Annotated in this window: 21 protein-coding genes; 10 read left to right on the top strand and 11 right to left on the bottom strand. The window is 34.0% G+C overall.

Annotated features, from left to right (window positions below):
• Position 1: 1 nt before the first annotated feature.
• From A9G24_RS03255 to fliF, 3 genes are read right to left on the bottom strand one after another with little or no spacing between them, the layout of a single operon-like run.
• On the bottom strand, positions 2–760 hold the full coding sequence (locus tag A9G24_RS03255; RefSeq protein WP_176701158.1) for a flagellar assembly protein FliH: 759 nt from the start codon (positions 758–760) through the stop codon (positions 2–4).
• Complete coding sequence (gene fliG, locus A9G24_RS03250) at positions 753–1751, bottom strand: flagellar motor switch protein FliG (RefSeq protein ID WP_065637743.1); 999 nt, start codon at positions 1749–1751, stop codon at positions 753–755. The genes A9G24_RS03255 and fliG overlap by 8 nt, the downstream gene beginning before the upstream one ends.
• Positions 1748–3457 carry a flagellar basal-body MS-ring/collar protein FliF gene (fliF, locus tag A9G24_RS03245; RefSeq protein WP_065637742.1) on the bottom strand — a complete coding sequence of 570 codons (1710 nt, stop codon included), beginning with the start codon at positions 3455–3457 and terminating at the stop codon, positions 1748–1750. The genes fliG and fliF overlap by 4 nt, the downstream gene beginning before the upstream one ends.
• 174 nt (positions 3458–3631) lie before the next feature.
• Between fliF and fliE the strand changes: the two genes are divergently transcribed.
• A complete protein-coding gene (gene fliE, locus A9G24_RS03240) occupies positions 3632–3940 on the top strand; it encodes a flagellar hook-basal body complex protein FliE (protein ID WP_065637741.1) in 309 nt (102 codons plus the stop codon).
• On the opposite strand, the gene A9G24_RS03235 is transcribed toward fliE, so the two are convergent.
• Complete coding sequence (locus tag A9G24_RS03235; RefSeq protein ID WP_065637740.1) at positions 3941–4141, bottom strand: hypothetical protein; 201 nt, start codon at positions 4139–4141, stop codon at positions 3941–3943.
• A gap of 80 nt (positions 4142–4221) precedes the next feature.
• Between A9G24_RS03235 and A9G24_RS03230 the strand changes: the two genes are divergently transcribed.
• Entirely contained in the window at positions 4222–5343 is a 1122-nt protein-coding gene (locus A9G24_RS03230; RefSeq protein ID WP_065637739.1) for a hypothetical protein, read from the top strand.
• Positions 5344–5410: 67 nt separating this feature from the next.
• On the opposite strand, the gene A9G24_RS03225 is transcribed toward A9G24_RS03230, so the two are convergent.
• From A9G24_RS03225 to fliD, 3 genes are read right to left on the bottom strand one after another with little or no spacing between them, the layout of a single operon-like run.
• Positions 5411–5758, bottom strand: coding sequence for a hypothetical protein (locus A9G24_RS03225; protein ID WP_065637738.1), 348 nt, complete (start codon positions 5756–5758; stop codon positions 5411–5413).
• 12 nt (positions 5759–5770) lie between these two features.
• Positions 5771–6151 carry a flagellar export chaperone FliS gene (fliS, locus tag A9G24_RS03220; protein WP_065637737.1) on the bottom strand — a complete coding sequence of 127 codons (381 nt, stop codon included), beginning with the start codon at positions 6149–6151 and terminating at the stop codon, positions 5771–5773.
• A gap of 9 nt (positions 6152–6160) precedes the next feature.
• Entirely contained in the window at positions 6161–7594 is a 1434-nt protein-coding gene (gene fliD / locus A9G24_RS03215; RefSeq protein WP_081303061.1) for a flagellar filament capping protein FliD, read from the bottom strand.
• A gap of 338 nt (positions 7595–7932) precedes the next feature.
• Between fliD and A9G24_RS03210 the strand changes: the two genes are divergently transcribed.
• The 8 genes from A9G24_RS03210 to flgL all read left to right on the top strand — a co-directional run bounded on the left by A9G24_RS03210 (position 7933) and on the right by flgL (position 15333).
• The gene (locus A9G24_RS03210) at positions 7933–8745 is read left to right on the top strand and encodes a flagellin N-terminal helical domain-containing protein (RefSeq protein ID WP_034947215.1); all 813 of its coding nucleotides are present in this window, start codon (positions 7933–7935) and stop codon (positions 8743–8745) included.
• 178 nt (positions 8746–8923) lie between these two features.
• Positions 8924–9640 (top strand): RNA polymerase sigma factor FliA, encoded by a 717-nt coding sequence (locus tag A9G24_RS03205; protein ID WP_065637735.1) that lies wholly within the window; start codon positions 8924–8926, stop codon positions 9638–9640.
• 175 nt (positions 9641–9815) lie between these two features.
• Complete coding sequence (flhD, locus tag A9G24_RS03200; protein WP_065637734.1) at positions 9816–10145, top strand: flagellar transcriptional regulator FlhD; 330 nt, start codon at positions 9816–9818, stop codon at positions 10143–10145.
• A gap of 14 nt (positions 10146–10159) precedes the next feature.
• Positions 10160–10765, top strand: a complete 606-nt coding sequence (flhC, locus tag A9G24_RS03195; RefSeq protein ID WP_065637733.1) for a flagellar transcriptional regulator FlhC — start codon at positions 10160–10162, stop codon at positions 10763–10765.
• Positions 10766–10826: 61 nt separating this feature from the next.
• The gene (gene motA, locus A9G24_RS03190; RefSeq protein ID WP_065637732.1) at positions 10827–11708 is read left to right on the top strand and encodes a flagellar motor stator protein MotA; all 882 of its coding nucleotides are present in this window, start codon (positions 10827–10829) and stop codon (positions 11706–11708) included.
• A complete protein-coding gene (motB, locus tag A9G24_RS03185) occupies positions 11708–12601 on the top strand; it encodes a flagellar motor protein MotB (protein ID WP_065637731.1) in 894 nt (297 codons plus the stop codon). Before motA ends, motB begins: the two co-directional genes overlap by 1 nt.
• 117 nt (positions 12602–12718) lie before the next feature.
• On the top strand, positions 12719–14362 hold the full coding sequence (flgK, locus tag A9G24_RS03180; protein ID WP_065637730.1) for a flagellar hook-associated protein FlgK: 1644 nt from the start codon (positions 12719–12721) through the stop codon (positions 14360–14362).
• A 14-nt stretch (positions 14363–14376) separates the two neighbouring features.
• Entirely contained in the window at positions 14377–15333 is a 957-nt protein-coding gene (gene flgL / locus A9G24_RS03175; RefSeq protein ID WP_065637729.1) for a flagellar hook-associated protein FlgL, read from the top strand.
• A gap of 250 nt (positions 15334–15583) precedes the next feature.
• Here the strand turns inward: flgL and A9G24_RS03170 are convergent, their stop codons facing one another.
• From A9G24_RS03170 to A9G24_RS12800, 4 genes are all read right to left on the bottom strand, one after another.
• Complete coding sequence (locus A9G24_RS03170) at positions 15584–15991, bottom strand: hypothetical protein (protein WP_065637728.1); 408 nt, start codon at positions 15989–15991, stop codon at positions 15584–15586.
• Between the two features lie 118 nt (positions 15992–16109).
• Positions 16110–16526 carry a hypothetical protein gene (locus A9G24_RS03165; RefSeq protein WP_065637727.1) on the bottom strand — a complete coding sequence of 139 codons (417 nt, stop codon included), beginning with the start codon at positions 16524–16526 and terminating at the stop codon, positions 16110–16112.
• Positions 16527–16675: 149 nt separating this feature from the next.
• On the bottom strand, positions 16676–17695 hold the full coding sequence (locus A9G24_RS03160) for a hypothetical protein (protein ID WP_065637726.1): 1020 nt from the start codon (positions 17693–17695) through the stop codon (positions 16676–16678).
• A gap of 14 nt (positions 17696–17709) precedes the next feature.
• The coding region (locus tag A9G24_RS12800; protein WP_176701157.1) for a hypothetical protein at positions 17710–18052 on the bottom strand (343 nt) is incomplete at its 5' end.

Genomic DNA, 18052 nt, shown 5'->3' with positions numbered 1-18052 from the left:
GTTAATAATCATCCTTTTTTAGGCTATCAGATATTATTTGCCAGTGGTCATTGATATTGGCATCAATTTCATTAGTATCGGTTATAATTTTGCAACCGCCTATTTCAATGTTAGGATCGGCAATGAATTGCCACTGTTCTTGCTGATTTTCTTCATTAAATAGGGGTTCTAACCATTGCAAATCAGTAGGATTAAGATGTAACGATATCGGTTCTGATAAAATTGGGCACTGCTCAACTAATGTTTGTATGGTATGGCTTAACTGTTTTTGTTTTACTTTAGCCATGCTGCCTACTGTTTTTTGTGCCGCAATTAACGCCAAATCAAACAATTTAGGTACAATTAACTCATCAATATCATTAATTGATTGCTGAAAATTACTGACTAAATCCGTTATAGCATGAACTGCTTTATGTTTTTCATCATTAAGCTGCCGTTCAATCTGTTCACGCCCCTCTTGTTGTCCCTGGCAATATCCTTGTTCATAGCCAGCTTGTTTACCTTCTTCAAAGCCTTCAGATCGACCTAAATTAAACCCTTCTTGGTAGGCTTTAGCTTCAATCTCCTGCTTTAACTGCTCCAGTGTTTGTTCGATCTCGTTAGGCTCAATGGGTTCATGCTCAAAATCAGGAGCAGACGTTGATTCACTAACCTCTAGTTGCTCAATCTCATTGCTTTGGCTTAATTCTGATAGCTTAGATGATGCTAAATCGCGAAAGCTTAGTGGTTCCCAATTTAATCTATCGGGCTGATTATACATATTCATCATCACCGCTAGTTAGAATCATTTCACCGCTTTCAGCTAATCGACGAGCAATAGCCAGAATTTTCTTCTGTTCAGTTTCTACTTGAGATAAACGTACAGGTGGCCTATTTTCTAAATCTTCACGTAAAATAGATGCAGCTCGCTGTGACATATTTTTCAATAGTTTGTCACGTAATTCAACTGATGCCCCTTTCAATGCAATAATCAATATTTCATTATCGACTTCTTTAAGTAAGCGTTGGATACTTCTATCATCCACTTCAACAAGATTTTCAAACAAGAACATTTCATCAATAATTTTTTGTGTTAACTCTCCATCATAATCACGCAATGCATTGATAACCTGCTCTTCTTGCTGTGTTTTCATTAAGTTAATAATTTCTGCCGCAGTACGTATTCCACCAAGATTATTCAGTTTGATATTTTGACCATGTAATAATGTCGATAATGAGGATGAGAGTAATTGCAGCGCAGAAGGCTCAACCCCACCAAAAGTCGCAATACGTAGCATGACATCGTTACGCAATTCATCATCAAACAGATTTAAAATTTCTGCTGCTAAATCACGATTTAGATGAACTAAAATAGTCGCAATGATTTGCGGATGCTCTTTTTTGACCAGATCAACGGCTCTTGTCGCATCAACATAGTTGAGCATTTCAAGACCATCGGTCGCTTCTTCTTGATCAGTAGATAATAGTTCATCAAGTAAACGTTCAGCTTTCTCAGCACCTAATGAGCGCCCTAATATTGAACGTAAATAGCCATTTGGATCGGTATTTAAAACCGCACATTCTTCAAGGGCAACTTGGCATTCGTTAAGTATGCCTTTCAATTGTTCTTGAGAAAACTGAGGTAATGACATCATAGCGCTACTAATTTGTTGCACTTCTTTTTGACTAAGATGTTGCATGACTTGTGCTGCAAGCCCTTCACCTAACACCATTAAAATCGCAGCGACTTTTTGAGATTCACTTAAAATCATTGTTTAGCGTCCTCTTTATTGATCCAACTACGAATAATTAATGCCATGACACGAGGTTCTTTCTCAACTATTTTACGTATGTGCTGTTGTTGTTGCATATTATCTTCAAATATTTTGTGCTGTTGTTTACTGTGTGCTTTATAATCTAACTTTTCTTCTACCGTTGATTTAGGATTCAATGATTCCTCTTTTCCGATCAAGAATTGACGTTGTAATTTCAACCATAATGAACGTAATACCTTACGCCACATAATCCAGAAAATAAGAATATAAATTAAATATTTAATCCCTGTTTTGACAGAATCATAAAATTCATTGGTTTTCCAAAATGCGATATCGTCATTGCCATCAAGTGCTTGATCGGTAAATTTCAAATTCGCAACAGTTAATGTATCGCCACGTAAATCAGAAAATCCCATTGCTTGACGCGCGAGTGCTTCAATATTTTGAAGTTCATCATTATCTAGCTTGACCCATTGTTCTGTTATAGAAGATGACTGGCTGTCATCTTCTTCAGATTTAGCATTGTCTGACTCAGTTGTGACAAATTTATAATTAACCAAAACAGCAACCGATAAACGTTTAATCCGACCTTCAGGTATTTGACTGCGTATCACTTGTCTATTAACTTCAAAATTAACGGTATTATTTGATTGTAAGTTATAAGATGCTTGTTTATCGTTTTTTTCAGGCGATTCATCTTTTTCATCAATCGGTGCGCTAGATGTCGGTACAGGTTGATTCGATAATGCCCCAGGCACCCCACCTATAGCATAACTTTTAGCGGATTGGCGATTTTCGACTTGTTGCTTACTGCGAATAGTTTGATTGGCAATATCGCTATTTGGATCATAAGTTTCTGAAGTCGATTCTTGTCGGCTAAAATCAACATCGGCATTAACTTGTACCTTAACATTCTGTTTACCCAAAATTGGGATAATGATTTTTTCTACTCGCTCACGAACACTATTTTCAATTCGCTCACTAAATTCGAGTTGAGCCACATTGGTATTTCTATCTCGGTAGCCTTCTCCGGTTAATAGGTGACCATGCTGATCAATAATGGTCACTTTATCTGCATGTAACTCTGGCACACTACTTGAAATTAAATGGATAATTGCATCAATTTGGCCTTGTGATAATGAGCGACCAGGTAATAACGTTAATGCTACCGATGCTGAAGGGGATTTTCTTTCCCTGACAAATAAAGATGGCTTAGGCATTGCTAAATGCACTCTGGCATCATTAATACTACTGATGATGGATATGGTTCGAGATAATTCCCCTTCTAAAGCCCGCTGATAATTGATTTGTTCATTGAATTGGCTCATACCAAAACTTTCTTTATCGAGCAATTCAAAACCAACGGATCCACCTTTAGGTAAACCTTGTTGTGCAATACGTAATCGGGTATCGTAAACTTTATCTTGTGGAATTAAAATAGTGGAGCCAGAAGATGAAAATTGATAAGGAATATTCATCTTATCAAGCTGGCTAATAATTTCGCCACCATCTTTATCATTTAAATTACTAAACAAAACACTATAAGACTCATCTTTAGCCCATAAATAGATGAAACTAATAATCGCTATCGTAATGACACCAGCAATTAACAATGCCATTTTGGTGTTTTGTTTTAGTTGATTGACAAAAGACAACTTATTTAAGATTGATTCACCTTTATTATTGACTGCTTCGCTAGCCATAGCATCCTGACTCTAAACTATTTAGATTAACTCTGTAGTTTATTATCCATATATTTGAAAAATTCAATGGCGAGAAAAGCGTGCAGTTTTTCCCTTACTTAAACCCTTTGGTTTTTTATTTATATGTTAAATTTAGCCATACAGTAACAAAAGAGCTAAAAAGCAGTTATCAAAATGAATACAATCAACACATTCAACCCAATGGAATTCACTAATTTAAATGAATCAACGTCAATAACCCCAAAAACGCAGTTTGCAGATAAAAACTTTGTTTCAGAATTAAAAACCGCTTTAGATAACATCAGTCAACGACAAATACAGGCAAATAATGAAGCCAAAGCTTTTGAAATGGGAGAGGCGAATACTTCTTTGAATGAGGTCATGGTTAATATGCAAAAATCATCGATTTCATTGCAATTTGGTATTCAAGTGCGCAATAAACTGGTTGCAGCTTATCAAGAAATTATGAATATGAATGTCTAATTAATGACATCGAATATAATTGCCATATCCTAAATTTTGCATTTTGCTTTTACTAATAACCATTAATTCTGGGCTAAATGCGATAATCAACTCACCACACAATTCAAGTTTAAAATAAGCATCGCTCATATTTTTGATGCTTGTTGTACTGCTAAATATATTATTTTCGTTATCAACTGATAGCTCAAAAAACTTTACCATTTTTACTATACTATTTAAAAAAATAACGACATAATGCCATCATTTAATAAAAAACCAATAAAATACATAAAGGATTCAAAATGATAACGTTAAAAAAAGCCAATATAGCCTTAAATGAACAGCATCTCGACTACCCAACATTAGGGCAACTGATTGTTCTGACATCGCTTGATGGGTTTTCTACTACAAGGGCAATTTGTTATCAAGAAAAGCTTGTTATTGCTGCTAATTTTTATCCACAAAACGGGGATGATTATAAGGTTATATATGTTGTTATTGAACTCGATAAGAAAAATACTCATTATTATTATGAGCCTGATGGAATCCTACCCCATTTTTTTGTCAGCCCTACTGGTAAGGATTATGTGTCTATTACTGTGTACCATCCAGATAAAGATTTAGAAATTATGCTCCCATTATTTGATAGAGAAAATATCACCTATCCAAAGCCCAAACGCCCTATTGTCGGCGATTTTAAGGGAATATGTCATGATTTTTCTATTTTCCATTATGTTGATATTTTTTCAGAAAAAAAACCAGATAAATTGATTGCAGTTGCATTTAAAAATGATGATATAAAAAAAATCTATACCAATAAAATTCCGCTTCCAAAACATAACAAATTATTTATTGATTCTTTGAATAACCAAATCCATCTACTTGCTTGTGTTGACAATGGTTGGTTACATCGCCAAGTTGATGAGATGGGGAACGTTTTACAGTCAAGAAATATCAACACAGGAAAGCGTTTTTATCTAACTTGCGTATTGAATTTAAGCTTTTCTAATACATCGAGTATTTTAAATATTGATGAAAAAGGTAAGTTTTATTTAATCAATGTTTTACCCAACGGAGAAATCGAACTAAATCTATTGCTCGATATGGAAAGACAAATTTATTCTATTTGGGAACCGATAAAAATCGCCACAGAAACGTTTGTTATGCGGTTCACTGATGAAATCGGCAATGGGTGGATTACAATTCAAAATAATCAGGTGATCGAAGCCTTTTCTCAGGAAACCGTTGGTTGCTATATAAACCTGCACACAAAAGAAGTGTTTAAATTATCCACAAAAGAATTAATCATTAGTGAGATCGTCAAAACCAAAGATGCCAATTATACTGTTGTTTTTTACGGAAAAGAAGAAGACAATAACTCAAAAAACAAAGAGTTAATTATTTTGAATCGCAATATTGATTGAGGTTGTTTAACGGGATGCTTGCTTGGTTCCTATCGATGAATAAGATTCAAGCAAAGCATCCACAAACTTACATTAAACAGGCAATGTTTTGATAGCTACCGATTTTAGTTTGATAATCGGCATGCTTGCCAATCAACTCTCTAAGCTGAGAATGACGAGTAATCATTAATTGGGTTAACTGCTGCTGATAGCTAAGTATATTTTTGATATACATTCGAATCAGGTCTTGATGTTGCAATGGCATGTTTTCAATTTTCGAAAAATCATCAACCAACATAATACCTTTCGATAATTGAAGGTATTTCGCCTGCCAACTCAACAATAAATCCCAGTTTTCATTCTGGGCATTTATCAACATTTGTTCAACAACATAATTAAATTGTTCGTATTGTTCTAATAAGTTATTTCCTTGCATAATCATCCTTTTTTATTTTGCAATTTCACGCCAAGATTCGGCAATATTGTTTAATAAATCAAAACAGGTTTGTAATTTTTCTTTATCATTATGTAAATTGGCTAGAACTAACTGTTGGCTAATATACTGATATAAACGATCTAAATTTTCAGCAATTTCACCCCCTTTTTCTAAATCTAAGCAACTTTTAAGCCCATTATCAACAATATTAATCGCTTTAGAAATCGCGTTACCTTTACCTACAATATTGCCCTTTTCGATATACAAGTTAGCCAATTTAATTGCATTAAGTGCACCATCAAATAATAAAACGATTAATTGATGAGGGGATGCCTGATTAACACGGGTTTCTAAATTCACTTGCTCATAAGCTTTAGAACCTAATTTGTACATTACTTCCCTCTATTTTTTTAAGTTTGCCATCATATCAAATTGGGTAGTTAAATAATTACTCATGCTATTTAACGAGTTAATTAAAATATCCAATTGGGTAAATTGAACTCGGTAACGTTCAATGGTTTGTTCAATAGAATTACTCACTTGTTCATGGCGTTTATCTAATGATTTTAATGTGGTATTTAACCCATTAGTTGCCGAATCAATCATACCATCACTATCAATAAATCCACTGACTTTAGCAAAAACCTCATTGGCGATCCCTGTGTTTTTGCCATCACCTGTAAACAGTGTTGCCACTGCATCACTATTTTCATTCAGTGCTTTTTTTAGCTCATTTTCATTAATCGTTAACGTGCCATTCTTATCCATATTAATACCAATTTGAGCCAATACCGAGTATTCACCCGATTGTCCTTTGGCAAAGATAGAACGGATACTTTGGTCAATATTGCGTAATGTCGCATCACCAACAAGTGGACCATTACTACTATTTAATTCCTTTGAATTTTTATCTTCTGTGGTGAATTTAGTTAACGTTGATATTGTTGACTGTAATTGATTAAATGCTTCGACCCATTCTTTAATGGCTTCTTCTGTTTTTTCGTTATCTGCACTTATAGTAAGATTTTGGCTGGTTGTCGTAATCTCTTTTAACGTAATATCAACGCCATCTATTACATCTTTAACGGTATTTGAAGTGCTGGTTATCGCAATACCATTAAACGAAAACTTGGCATCTTGCGCTTTTGCAACTTCAGACATAGGACTATTGCTCGCCTGATTAATGTCAAACCCAATAATATTGTTTAACTTATCATCATCGGATGAAATAGAGGTAATGGCTTGTTGTTCTCCCGTTTCTTTTGACGTAATCACTAATTGATAGCCATCGGTCCCCGAACGAACAATCGCCGCATTCATTGTCGAAGGACTTGTTGTGCCATCCTCATTAACCACTTGAGCATTGTTAATAGCATTTGCTATTGATTCCAAAGATGTTTCATCTTTAGATAAAGTCACATTTAGTTTATTACCATTGGCTTGCTCAATGGTAATCGTACGAGTTTCATTGTCATTACCCAATTGAGCACTTTTATCATTGATTGCCGATGTGGCAATACGATGAGAAGTTGCTAATTGATCAACTGTAACCGCATAATCACCTAAAACCGCTTTGCTATTTGTCTTTACTGAAAAATAATCGTTATTACCTGTCGCTATACGGCTTTGAAATAACTCTTTTTTTTGGAGTTTTGCCGTTGCTGTATTAAATGTTGTTAATGCACTTTTTAACTTACCAAAACCACTAATTTTGGCATTAATCGCTTTTTGTTGAGTAGTGATTGGTGTTAAGCGTGTCTTTTCTGCCGCTTCTAATTGATTTAAAATTTCACCAAGATCGATCCCCGAACCGATTCCCAATGCGCTCATTGCCATGATTTCATCTACCTATCACAATTATTCAATATTTTTTATATCGGCTAATTTTTTCAAAAATTTAGTCATTAACGGAATTTTTATTTAATAGATAAAGGTGCCTGTGGTTTTGCGAACAAAAAATCATCATTAAAAATTTATTTTAAAAACAAGTTAATCATATGATTTATTTATTAATATCAATTATATTCTGGATTAAATTTGCTGTTTAAAAAAAGAGAATCATTAAAAAAATTAAAGATCTCAATTTTATTACCGATAAGTTATTCATCAGCAAAGATATTGAATTAAATTTCGATATCTCGTTGATTTCAATATTCATATTAACGGAGATAAAAATGGCACAAGTAATTAATACTAATACAATGTCTTTAATGGCAAGAAACAACCTTAACAATTCTCAAAGCGTTCTTAGCACATCTATCGAGCGCCTTTCATCAGGCATGCGTATTAATAGCGCAAAAGACGATGCAGCAGGTCAAGCAATCGCTAACCGCTTTTCATCAAATATCAAAGGATTGACTCAAGCTGCTCGTAATGCAAATGATGGTATTTCACTTGCGCAAACCACTGAAGGTGCACTAAATGAAATCAACAATAACGTACAACGTATTCGTGAATTAACGGTTCAAGCAGCAAATGGCACTAACTCTGAAAGCGATCTAGTATCAATTCAAAACGAAATCGATCAACGTTTAGATGAGATTGATCGTGTTTCTAAACAAACTGATTTCAATGGTTCTAAAGTATTATCTGAAGATAAAACACTTAAAATTCAAGTGGGTGCAAACGACGGAGAAACCATTGAAATCAATTTGAAAAAAATTGATAGCACGGAACTTGGTTTAAATGCATTTAACGTATCTGATACACCAACAGCAGATCCATTAAAAACCATTGATGCCGCGTTATCAAAAATTGATGCATTACGAGGACAACTTGGTGCAGTACAAAACCGTTTCGAATCAACTGTTACTAATATCAACAATACTGTAAATAACTTAAGTTCTGCGCGTAGCCGAATTGAAGATGCGGATTATGCAACAGAAGTATCAAACATGACTCGTGGTCAAATCTTACAACAAGCAGGTACTTCAGTATTAGCACAAGCTAACCAAGTACCACAATCTGTACTTTCTTTATTGCAGTAATTTTGATTATCTATTTTTGAGCATCTTAGTTTAGTCATATAGTCATAACAGTATTTTTATCATACTGTTATGACTAATCATTATAATTAGCTATTTTTTATCCCTTTATTTTACCCATTAAATTCATCAACTATCGTCATAATATTGTTAAGCATTTTATTTAACATTGGTTCGAAAAATGGGTGATAGCTTATATAACTCACAGGGTGTAATAAACCAAATTGACTGGAAACAATATATTCATCTGGTTCGTAATGAAGCTTTAAAATTAGCCGTTCGTTTACCCACAACAGTTGAGTTCGATGATTTGTTACAAGTTGGCTACATCGGTTTATTAGACACAATCAAACGTTATGACATCTCTCAGGGCAATACTTTTGCCACTTTTGCTATACCGAGAATAAAAGGCGCAATGCTTGATGAACTACGCAGCCGTGATTGGTTACCAAGGAAAATGCGTAAAAAAATCAAAGATGTCACAACCGCAATGCATGAGTTAGAACAAAAACTAGGTACAGCACCTAATGATTATCAAATTGCCCAATATTTAAAATTATCTATTCATGAATACCGCAAGATTTTATTAGATTCAAATAGTAGCCAAATATGTTCCTATGATGAAATTTATAAAAAATTGGGAGATAACATTGATGCCATTATTGAATATGAAGAAGATAATAATCCTTTTTCAGCAATAATCGATGAGGAAATTCGCAATACCATTATTCAACAAATTGAAAACTTACCAGAAAAAGAAAAACTTGTTTTATCACTTTATTACCAAGAAGATCTCAATTTAAAAGAGATTGGTAAAGTCATGGATATTAGCGAATCAAGAGTGAGTCAATTACATAGCCAAGCAATCAAGCGAATACGAAGTAAAGTTATTTTTTAGAAATGATAAAAAAGTTAAACAAACCGTAATCAATCGAAAATAAATTGAAATATTTTTTTATTGACCTTTCGCGTTTAAAAATGTAACTTTACGCACATAAAAAAATGTTTAACTTTAAATTTACTAATTATTCGTTTTTTTAAACGAATAAAATAAATATAGATTGGTGGCTAAATTGGGAAATGTACTAGATGACGATATTCTTAAATGTATACATCATTTAAATCTGTCAACACTGCTGTTAAGTCAGCGCATGCTTGAAAAAGATAAAGTTATGGCAATGTATCGATTGGGTATTGATGAAGAAACGGCCGATATTCTGAGTTGTTTAAGTACCTCGCAAATGTTGGTTTTATCAGAAACCAATCAATTAATATTTCAGCTACGATTTGAAAACGCAGAAATGATGAAAAAACTTACAGAAGAATCCCGCATTAGCGATATAAAGCAAATGCATACAGGCATTCTTTTATCAAGTTTGCTATTAGATTCAATGAATAAGTAGCTAAGGAACCGAATATGTCAGATAAAAGTATTATCCAAAAATATAAGGAAACCGAACTGGCTATCAAATTAATTTCCCTTGGCGGAAGAATTCAAATGCTAGAAAGTGAAACTAATTTAAGCAGGAATAAACTTATAAAACTTTATAAAGAGATTCAAGGTTGCCCGCCACCTAAAGGTTTATTGCCTTTTTCAACCTCGTGGTTTATGACATGGGAACCGAATATCCATGCCAGTATTTTTTATAACGCTTACTCTTTTTTAGTTAAAAATGGCTTGAAGTCTTGCATTCAAACTATTTTAAAAGCCTATCAACTTTATTTAGAACAATGCCAAGTTTCACATAAAGATGAACCTGTTTTAGGGTTAACCAGAGCTTGGATCTTAGTCAAATTTGTCGAAAAAAATATCATGCAACAATCATATTGTACAGCATGTGGTGGGCTTTTTATTACGCACGCTTATCACCCACAAAACACGTTTACTTGCAGTTTATGCCAACCACCGTCAAGAGCGGATAAAAATAATAAAACACTAAAAGAAAATAACGAAAAATGCCTAAAAGTGTTATCAACGTTAAGCAATTTTAATTCATCCGTTGTCACACGGATAACTGCGTAAATAAAAAATTAGAAATATTTCAGCAAGTTTACTGTTATTTCATGGAGAAAGAAGAAAGTCAATGCTAATCATTATAGGGTATATTGTCGTTATCGCCTCGGCACTACTTGGTTATGTACTAAGCGGGGGCTATTTAGCCGTACTATTTCAACCACTTGAATTGTTGATTATTGGTGGCGCTGCGATTGGCGCTTTTATTGTCAGTAATGAACAAAAAACAATAAAAGCAACGCTTAAATCTTTAGGACAATTATTTAAAACATCTAAATATAATAAAAACCTATATCTAACACAAATTAATTTAATGTATACCATTTTAACGAAGATTCGGCAAAATGGGGGACTATCCATTGAAGCCGATATTGATAATCCACATGAAAGTGATTTGTTTAAGCAGTACCCGCTTATTTTAAATAACCCTAGAATCTGCGATTTCATTACTGATTACTTACGACTGATGATTAGTGGCAATATGGATGTATTTGAAATCGAAACACTAATGAGTGAAGAAATTGAAACATTTGTCCATGAACTTGAAAAGCCTGTAGATGCCATTTCAGGTATTGGTGATGGCTTACCAGCATTTGGGATTGTTGCAGCTGTAATGGGCGTAATTAATACACTTGCACAAGCAGATAGACCAGCAAGTGAACTTGGTGAACTCATTGCCCATGCTATGGTCGGAACTTTTTTAGGTATCTTACTTGCCTATGGCTTTGTTTCACCATTAGCGTCTTTATTGAAGCAAAGAAACGCCGATATGGTCAAAATATTAGAGTGCACAAAAGTGATTCTTATCGCCAGTATGCATGATTATGCTCCGCAAATTTGTATTGAATTTGGCCGAAAAACGCTCTTCTCGCATGAAAGACCGTCATTCTTTGAATTAGAACAGTACATACAAGAAGTTAAAGATAAAAATACGAATTCAAATAGCGAATAATGAAAGATAAATCTATAAGAGTAATTGTCAAAAAAAAATCGGGGCATGGTGGTGGGCATCATGGTGGCTCGTGGAAAATCGCTTACGCCGACTTTATGACTGCGATGATGGCACTATTTTTAGTCATGTGGTTAATTTCGACATCGACACCTCAAGAGTTGAAAGGCATTGCTGAGTACTTTAGAACCCCCTTAATTCTTGGCTACAATGGTGGTAAAAACATTAGTGATAGTGAAAGCCCTATTCCTGGCGGTGGTGATGATGTTAGCAAACAACTTGGCGAAGAAAAAAGTCATGTTTTAAATTCATCAAAAGATGAATTCGAAAAACAACAACTTGAAAGATTACAAATGATTGAGGCGGCACGTAAGATTTATGAAACTTTCGAAATTGATGATCGCCTTAAAAAACTAGCGCCTAATCTTATTATTGAATTAACGGAAATGGGGTTACGCATTCAAATTTTAGCCTCCGATGATAAACCCATGTTCGATGTTGGTAGTACAACTATTGATCCCAATATGCAAGAAATTTTGCATACATTAGCGCCAATTATCAATTCATTACCCAATAAAATCACATTGTCAGGCCATACGGATGAACGCCAATATACAACGGGCGATCGAGGATACAGTAATTGGGAATTATCTGCCGATAGAGCCAATGCATCAAGGAGAGAGCTCATTGCTGGTGGATTAGATTCCAGTAAGATTATTCGCATTATTGCATTAGCTGACACCGTTAGTCTAAATAATGCCAACTATAGTAAAGATGCGAATCGCCGGATTAGTATCTTAATTTTGAATAAAACAGCACAACAGTATATTGAAGAAGAAAATAACATGACCGGCATCAATTTTTTAAGGCAATCACAACAAATTAAATCTGAATAAATACAATTAAAAAAAAACGATTGTAAAAATTATTAAAGTTTTGAGAAGTTAAGCCGATATAAAAAATAACTTATTTTTAATTGATGTTATTAACTAAAACTATATTGAGGGGTTTTTATGGCAAATTCATTAATGAATACCGGTATTAGTGGATTAAATGCAGCACAAAATATGCTTAATGTAATTAGCAATAATATCAGCAATGCGCATACAACAGGTTATAATCGTCAACAACAAATTTTACGTCAAGCAAATGGTACTCAACATCGTTTCGGATTTGTAGGTAATGGCGTTGCAATATCATCGGTTAATCGTGCCTTTAACAACTTTGTGGTCGGACAACTACGTCAATCACAATCACAAAATGGTTCTATTAAATCCTATTATGGAGAGTTATCCAAAGTTGATAATTTATTAGCAGAAAATGATAATAGTATTTCATCACAACTTAACAACCTTTTTGCGAGTTTAAATAAACTTGCTTCAAATGCTGGCGATGCATCAACAAAACAAACCGTGATTAGTGATCTTACATCGTTAACTAGCCAATTTAATAAAACAGAAAAAAACTTAAAAAATCAAATTGCTAATATTAATAACGAATTAAGCAGTAATGTAGATAAAATCAATACCTATACTCAGCAGATTGCTGATCTCAATCAAAAAATTTCACAACTACAATCAGTGGGTAACGGGCTTGAACCCAATGCATTACTTGATCAGCGTGATCAACTTGTTAACGAACTGAGTGAAATCATTGGCATTACCGTTACTGAGCAAAATGGACAATATAATCTTTCGCTGGCAAATGGTTTAAATTTAGTTCAAGGTTCTTCGATTAACTTATTATCGGTACAACCTTCAGCAGACGATCCTTCATTAAATACCATTATTTATACGCATCATTCAGGTGCAACACAAGAACTTACCAGCCAAAATATTACATCAGGTTCATTGAATGGATTATTAACCTTTCGTGAAGGACCATTAACCGAAGCTCGTAATCAATTAGGTTTAATTGCACTCAATTTAGCTGAACGCTTTAATGAAGTACATATGTCCGGTGTTGATATTAATGGTAATCAGGGTGAAAAGTTATTCGATTACAATCATCCTAGTTGTATCACAAATACGAAAAACCAAGGGAACGCCTCGGCTAAAATCGAGTTTAACGCTGTGACTGAAGTAAAAGCTTCTGATTATAAAATTGAATTTAATGGCAACAATTGGGTTGTCACACGATTATCAGATCGTCAGCAAATCACTCCACAAATTGAAGACGGTAAACTGGTTTTTGATGGGCTAGCTATCGAGATAAACGGAAATGCCGTTAGTGGGGACTCTTTTATCATAAAACCTGTTGCCGATATTGCCTCATCATTACAACTGCTAGTGAAAGATGTGAATAAATTAGCAACGGGAATTAATGATGAAGAAAATGGTGCAGGTGATAATCGTAATGTCACTAAATTATTAGAAATCCAACATGAAAAACTCGTTAATGGTACCACAACATTAAAAAGCGCTTACACGACCTTAGTCAGCTATATTGGTAGTGAGACCCAAACAGCGAAAATTTCTGCGCAATCAAGCCAAAATATTACCCAACAAATTTATGAACAAAATCAATCAATATCTGGGGTTAATCTTGAAGAAGAATATATCTCTATGCAGGTCTATATGCAGTATTATCAAGCTAATGCAAAAGTGATTGATGCCGCAACCACACTATTTGATACCATTTTAGGTTTAACTAAATGATAAAAGGATAAAAAATGCGCCTTAGCACAAACTCACTCTATCAAAAAAACTTGCAAAGTATTTTAAATACCAATAGCAAATGGCAAAAATCGGGGTTACATTTAGCGACTGGCAAAAAGATTTTATCGCCTTCTGATGACCCAATGGGTGCATCACAATCATTAATAATAAAACAAGCGCAAGCACAAAATGAACAATTTCAAGCAACACGCGAAAGTGCCGATAAATTACTAAGTCGCCAAGATACTATCTTAGCGGAAGCCAATACTGTTATCCAATCCATTCAAGAAACATTGGTCTATGCCTCAAACGAAACCTTAAATGAAGAAAATCGACTCGATCTTGCTAATAAATTGCAAGGTTTAAAAGATCAACTTTTATCATTAGCCAACGCAAAAGACACTAATGGCAACTATCTTTTTGCGGGTAAGAAAAACGATACTCCTCCTTTTGTTATGAACGAAGCTGGCGAAGTGAGTTACGTTGGCGGCACAACATCGGTAAATGTTTTGATTGATGACTCGCGCGAAGTATCACTGAGTTTTACCGGCATTCAAGTATTTATGACAGGCTCAAATGTTAAAGAATCTGATGGTTCACCGGCAGAAAGTAACATATTTGCCAGTATTGATTATGCGATTGAAGCGTTAAAAATAGATCTAGATTACGATAACGAAGATACCGTTGAACAATTTAGAGCTGGATTATCAAAAGCTCGCCACGGCATAGACAATTCTTTTAATAATATTTCAACACTCAGAGCTGAGGGTGGCTCTGTATTGTCTGAAATTGATAGGTTATTAGCGCTTGGTAAAACATTAGATATTGAATTTCAAACACAAATCAGCCAGCTTGAAGATGTTGATTGGTACGAAGCCATTTCTGAATATGTGATGCTACAAGCTAATTTGCAAGCTGCACAATATACCTTTATGACGATGCAAAATATGTCACTGTTTCAAATGAAATAAACATTGCATGCTGATTTGTACAACGTGATTTTACCCGCAAAATAATTCATCCCTTAAGGAGGCTTAACGCCTCATTTTTTGCTGAAATGCTCAATAAGTAATGCCATATCATGCAAGATAAGCGATCAATGTAATTGTATAATTAACATAAAAAATTAAATTACAAACTTTAATAAAATCAATGATTTTTCTGAATGATTTTTATCGTTATTAGCCTTGATGATTTCTAACGTAAACTTTATACTGACATTTACCTTGATAAATTCCAATTTAGTTCAGCTTTATTTTTCATTAAGTTATTAGTAATAACAGATAATAAAATCATACCTATAATGAAAATAATTAATGTAAAAATTCTAGCTTCTTTAAACGCTTCTTTATTGTTAGCTTTAGTTCCCTTCATTGCCCATGGGTATAACCATAGGCGATGATCGATAGCACGGCGCAGGGCATAGGCATAATAACTTCCATCTTCTAACGTTTCGACCACCACTTCGACCTTGTCGCCATTACGGAAAAATGCCCGACAAAAAATGCCTTGTATGGTTAATTTACCCAGTTTACAGCAAAAGTATTGCACGCTGTTAAAGTAATCGACCGCTTCTTCTTGACCGCTTGCCATGCCAACTTGGCTAGCGGCTTCGACACTGTTGCCCAAGTAGCGGCAAACTAGCTAAGGCATTGTCGCCAAATAGAGATAAATTGGTATCAATCACTTGCAGTTCGGTGATTTTGCCAGTAATAATGAAAATATTTATTCATTATAAACCTCGTTATTAATTCATTTTGCCACTAAAGATGTCACCAATCGAATAACCATTAACATTGATATATTCGTACTGATTTTTAAATTGCTCTGCTAAGGCTTTTTGGGCGACAGCATCAGCTAATAGAGTGATTAGAGACTGTTTTTGCCGATTATAATCATCTATAATCAGTAATAAAGCATCATATTCGGAAAATGAATTATCAATGATTTGTTCTGCTTGTTGTGTATTATTTTGATTGTTCGCCTGTGATAGTATGGATTCATCAAGACCAAACATGTTTTTTAATGTTTTTTTAAATTCGGCTTTTTGCTCAGTCACATTTTTAAAGGCATTTTGACTCTTATTTTTAGTACCTAATGCACTATATTTTAACCATTTTTCAAGATCATTATCAGTAATATACCAGATTAACCCTTCAATCATTAAAGCAAGTAAGTTGGGTTATTCTGATGGTAATAAGCCTGTTCACTAAAAAATGCATCATTTAAAAAGTAAAAAAGTCAATAAGTAGTCATTACTGCGCTTTTCTAGCTGATTGAGTTCTATTCTGACTATCATGATTTTTTAATCTATTAAGTAAGCTGTTGTTTTAAATCATCCGGTAAAAATGCCTGAAAATAATCGATTCTCCCGTCATTAAAGGTTATTTTGATATTACTATTTTGTTGTAGGGCAAATAATGCGAGTGCTTGCGCTCGATATTGCTGTTTTTGTTTTTCGGCACGAACAAGATCCGTTTGATATATGGAGGCTTCTTTACATTTTAATGTTTGTAAAGAAGGTAACTCAGCTAATCTTGCAATGGTTGAAAGTTCAATTTTAGTTTTATATAACTCTAATTGCTTAACCTGATTTAACAGTCCACGATCTAACCATTGGTTAAATAATGAATCCTCAATTGACCAGATAGAGAGGTTATCGGCAAAAATATCCTGTTTTGCCAATAAATCATCAAAGGTTTTAAAATCGATACCTAAATCATCTCGAGGTACTAATAGTGACACATAAGCATAATCATCTTTTATAATCACTTGTTCAATCTGTTTTTGCTCATTGAAATATAATTCTAAATTACCTGAATGATCTGTTTCTGCATAATCTAAATAGCGCGATTCAATCCTTTTGCATACATTATTTTCCCACTCCAATAACCACTCTCTATCGCCAGTTGTTTCGGTAATATCAATGTCATTTTCTTCATATTTTCTTATTCGACCTGTACCATCAGGAAAAAAAACAATATTCTTAACAACCCAACCATCAATACATAGCCCTTCACTTAATAAAAATCCAGAACTATAATTATAATATAATCCAGTAAATGGCTGTCCTTGATAATAACAACGTATCTGATTCATTTCATAATCAAAATATTCTGCGCTAGTTAACAAATCATAATCAATTTTAATCATACCATCGGCTTGTAAAGCGCCATAATCTCGACTACCTGTAATAATACCGTCGGTAATTTCGTATACCTGATAAAGTTGATTATCTCGATGATCATAAGCTTCGCCATTAAACGGCGTATCGTTATAAAAGTAGTCATTACTGCGCTTTTCTAGTTGATTGAGTTTTATTCTGACTATCATGATTTTTTAATCTGTTAAGTAAGTTGATGTTTTAAATCATCGGGTAAGAATTCTTGAAAATAATCGATTCTGCCGTCATTAAAGGTTATTTTTATATTGCTATTTTGTTGTAGGGCAAATAATGCGAGTGCTTGCGCTCGATATTGCTGTTTTTGTTTTTCGGCACGAACAAGATCCGTTTGATATATGGAGGCTTCTTTACATTTTAATGTTTGTAAAGAAGGTAACTCAGCTAATCTTGCAATGGTTGAAAGTTCAATTTTAGTTTTATATAACTCTAATTGCTTAACCTGATTTAACAGTCCACGATCTAACCATTGGTTAAATAATGAATCATCAATTGACCAGATAGAGAGG

Source organism: Gilliamella sp. App6-5 (genome assembly GCF_001690525.1).
Lineage (GTDB): Bacteria > Pseudomonadota > Gammaproteobacteria > Enterobacterales > Orbaceae > Gilliamella > Gilliamella apicola_H.
The sequence above is the reverse complement of the archived record's forward strand: the minus strand, read 5'-3'. Positions and strand labels throughout refer to the sequence as shown.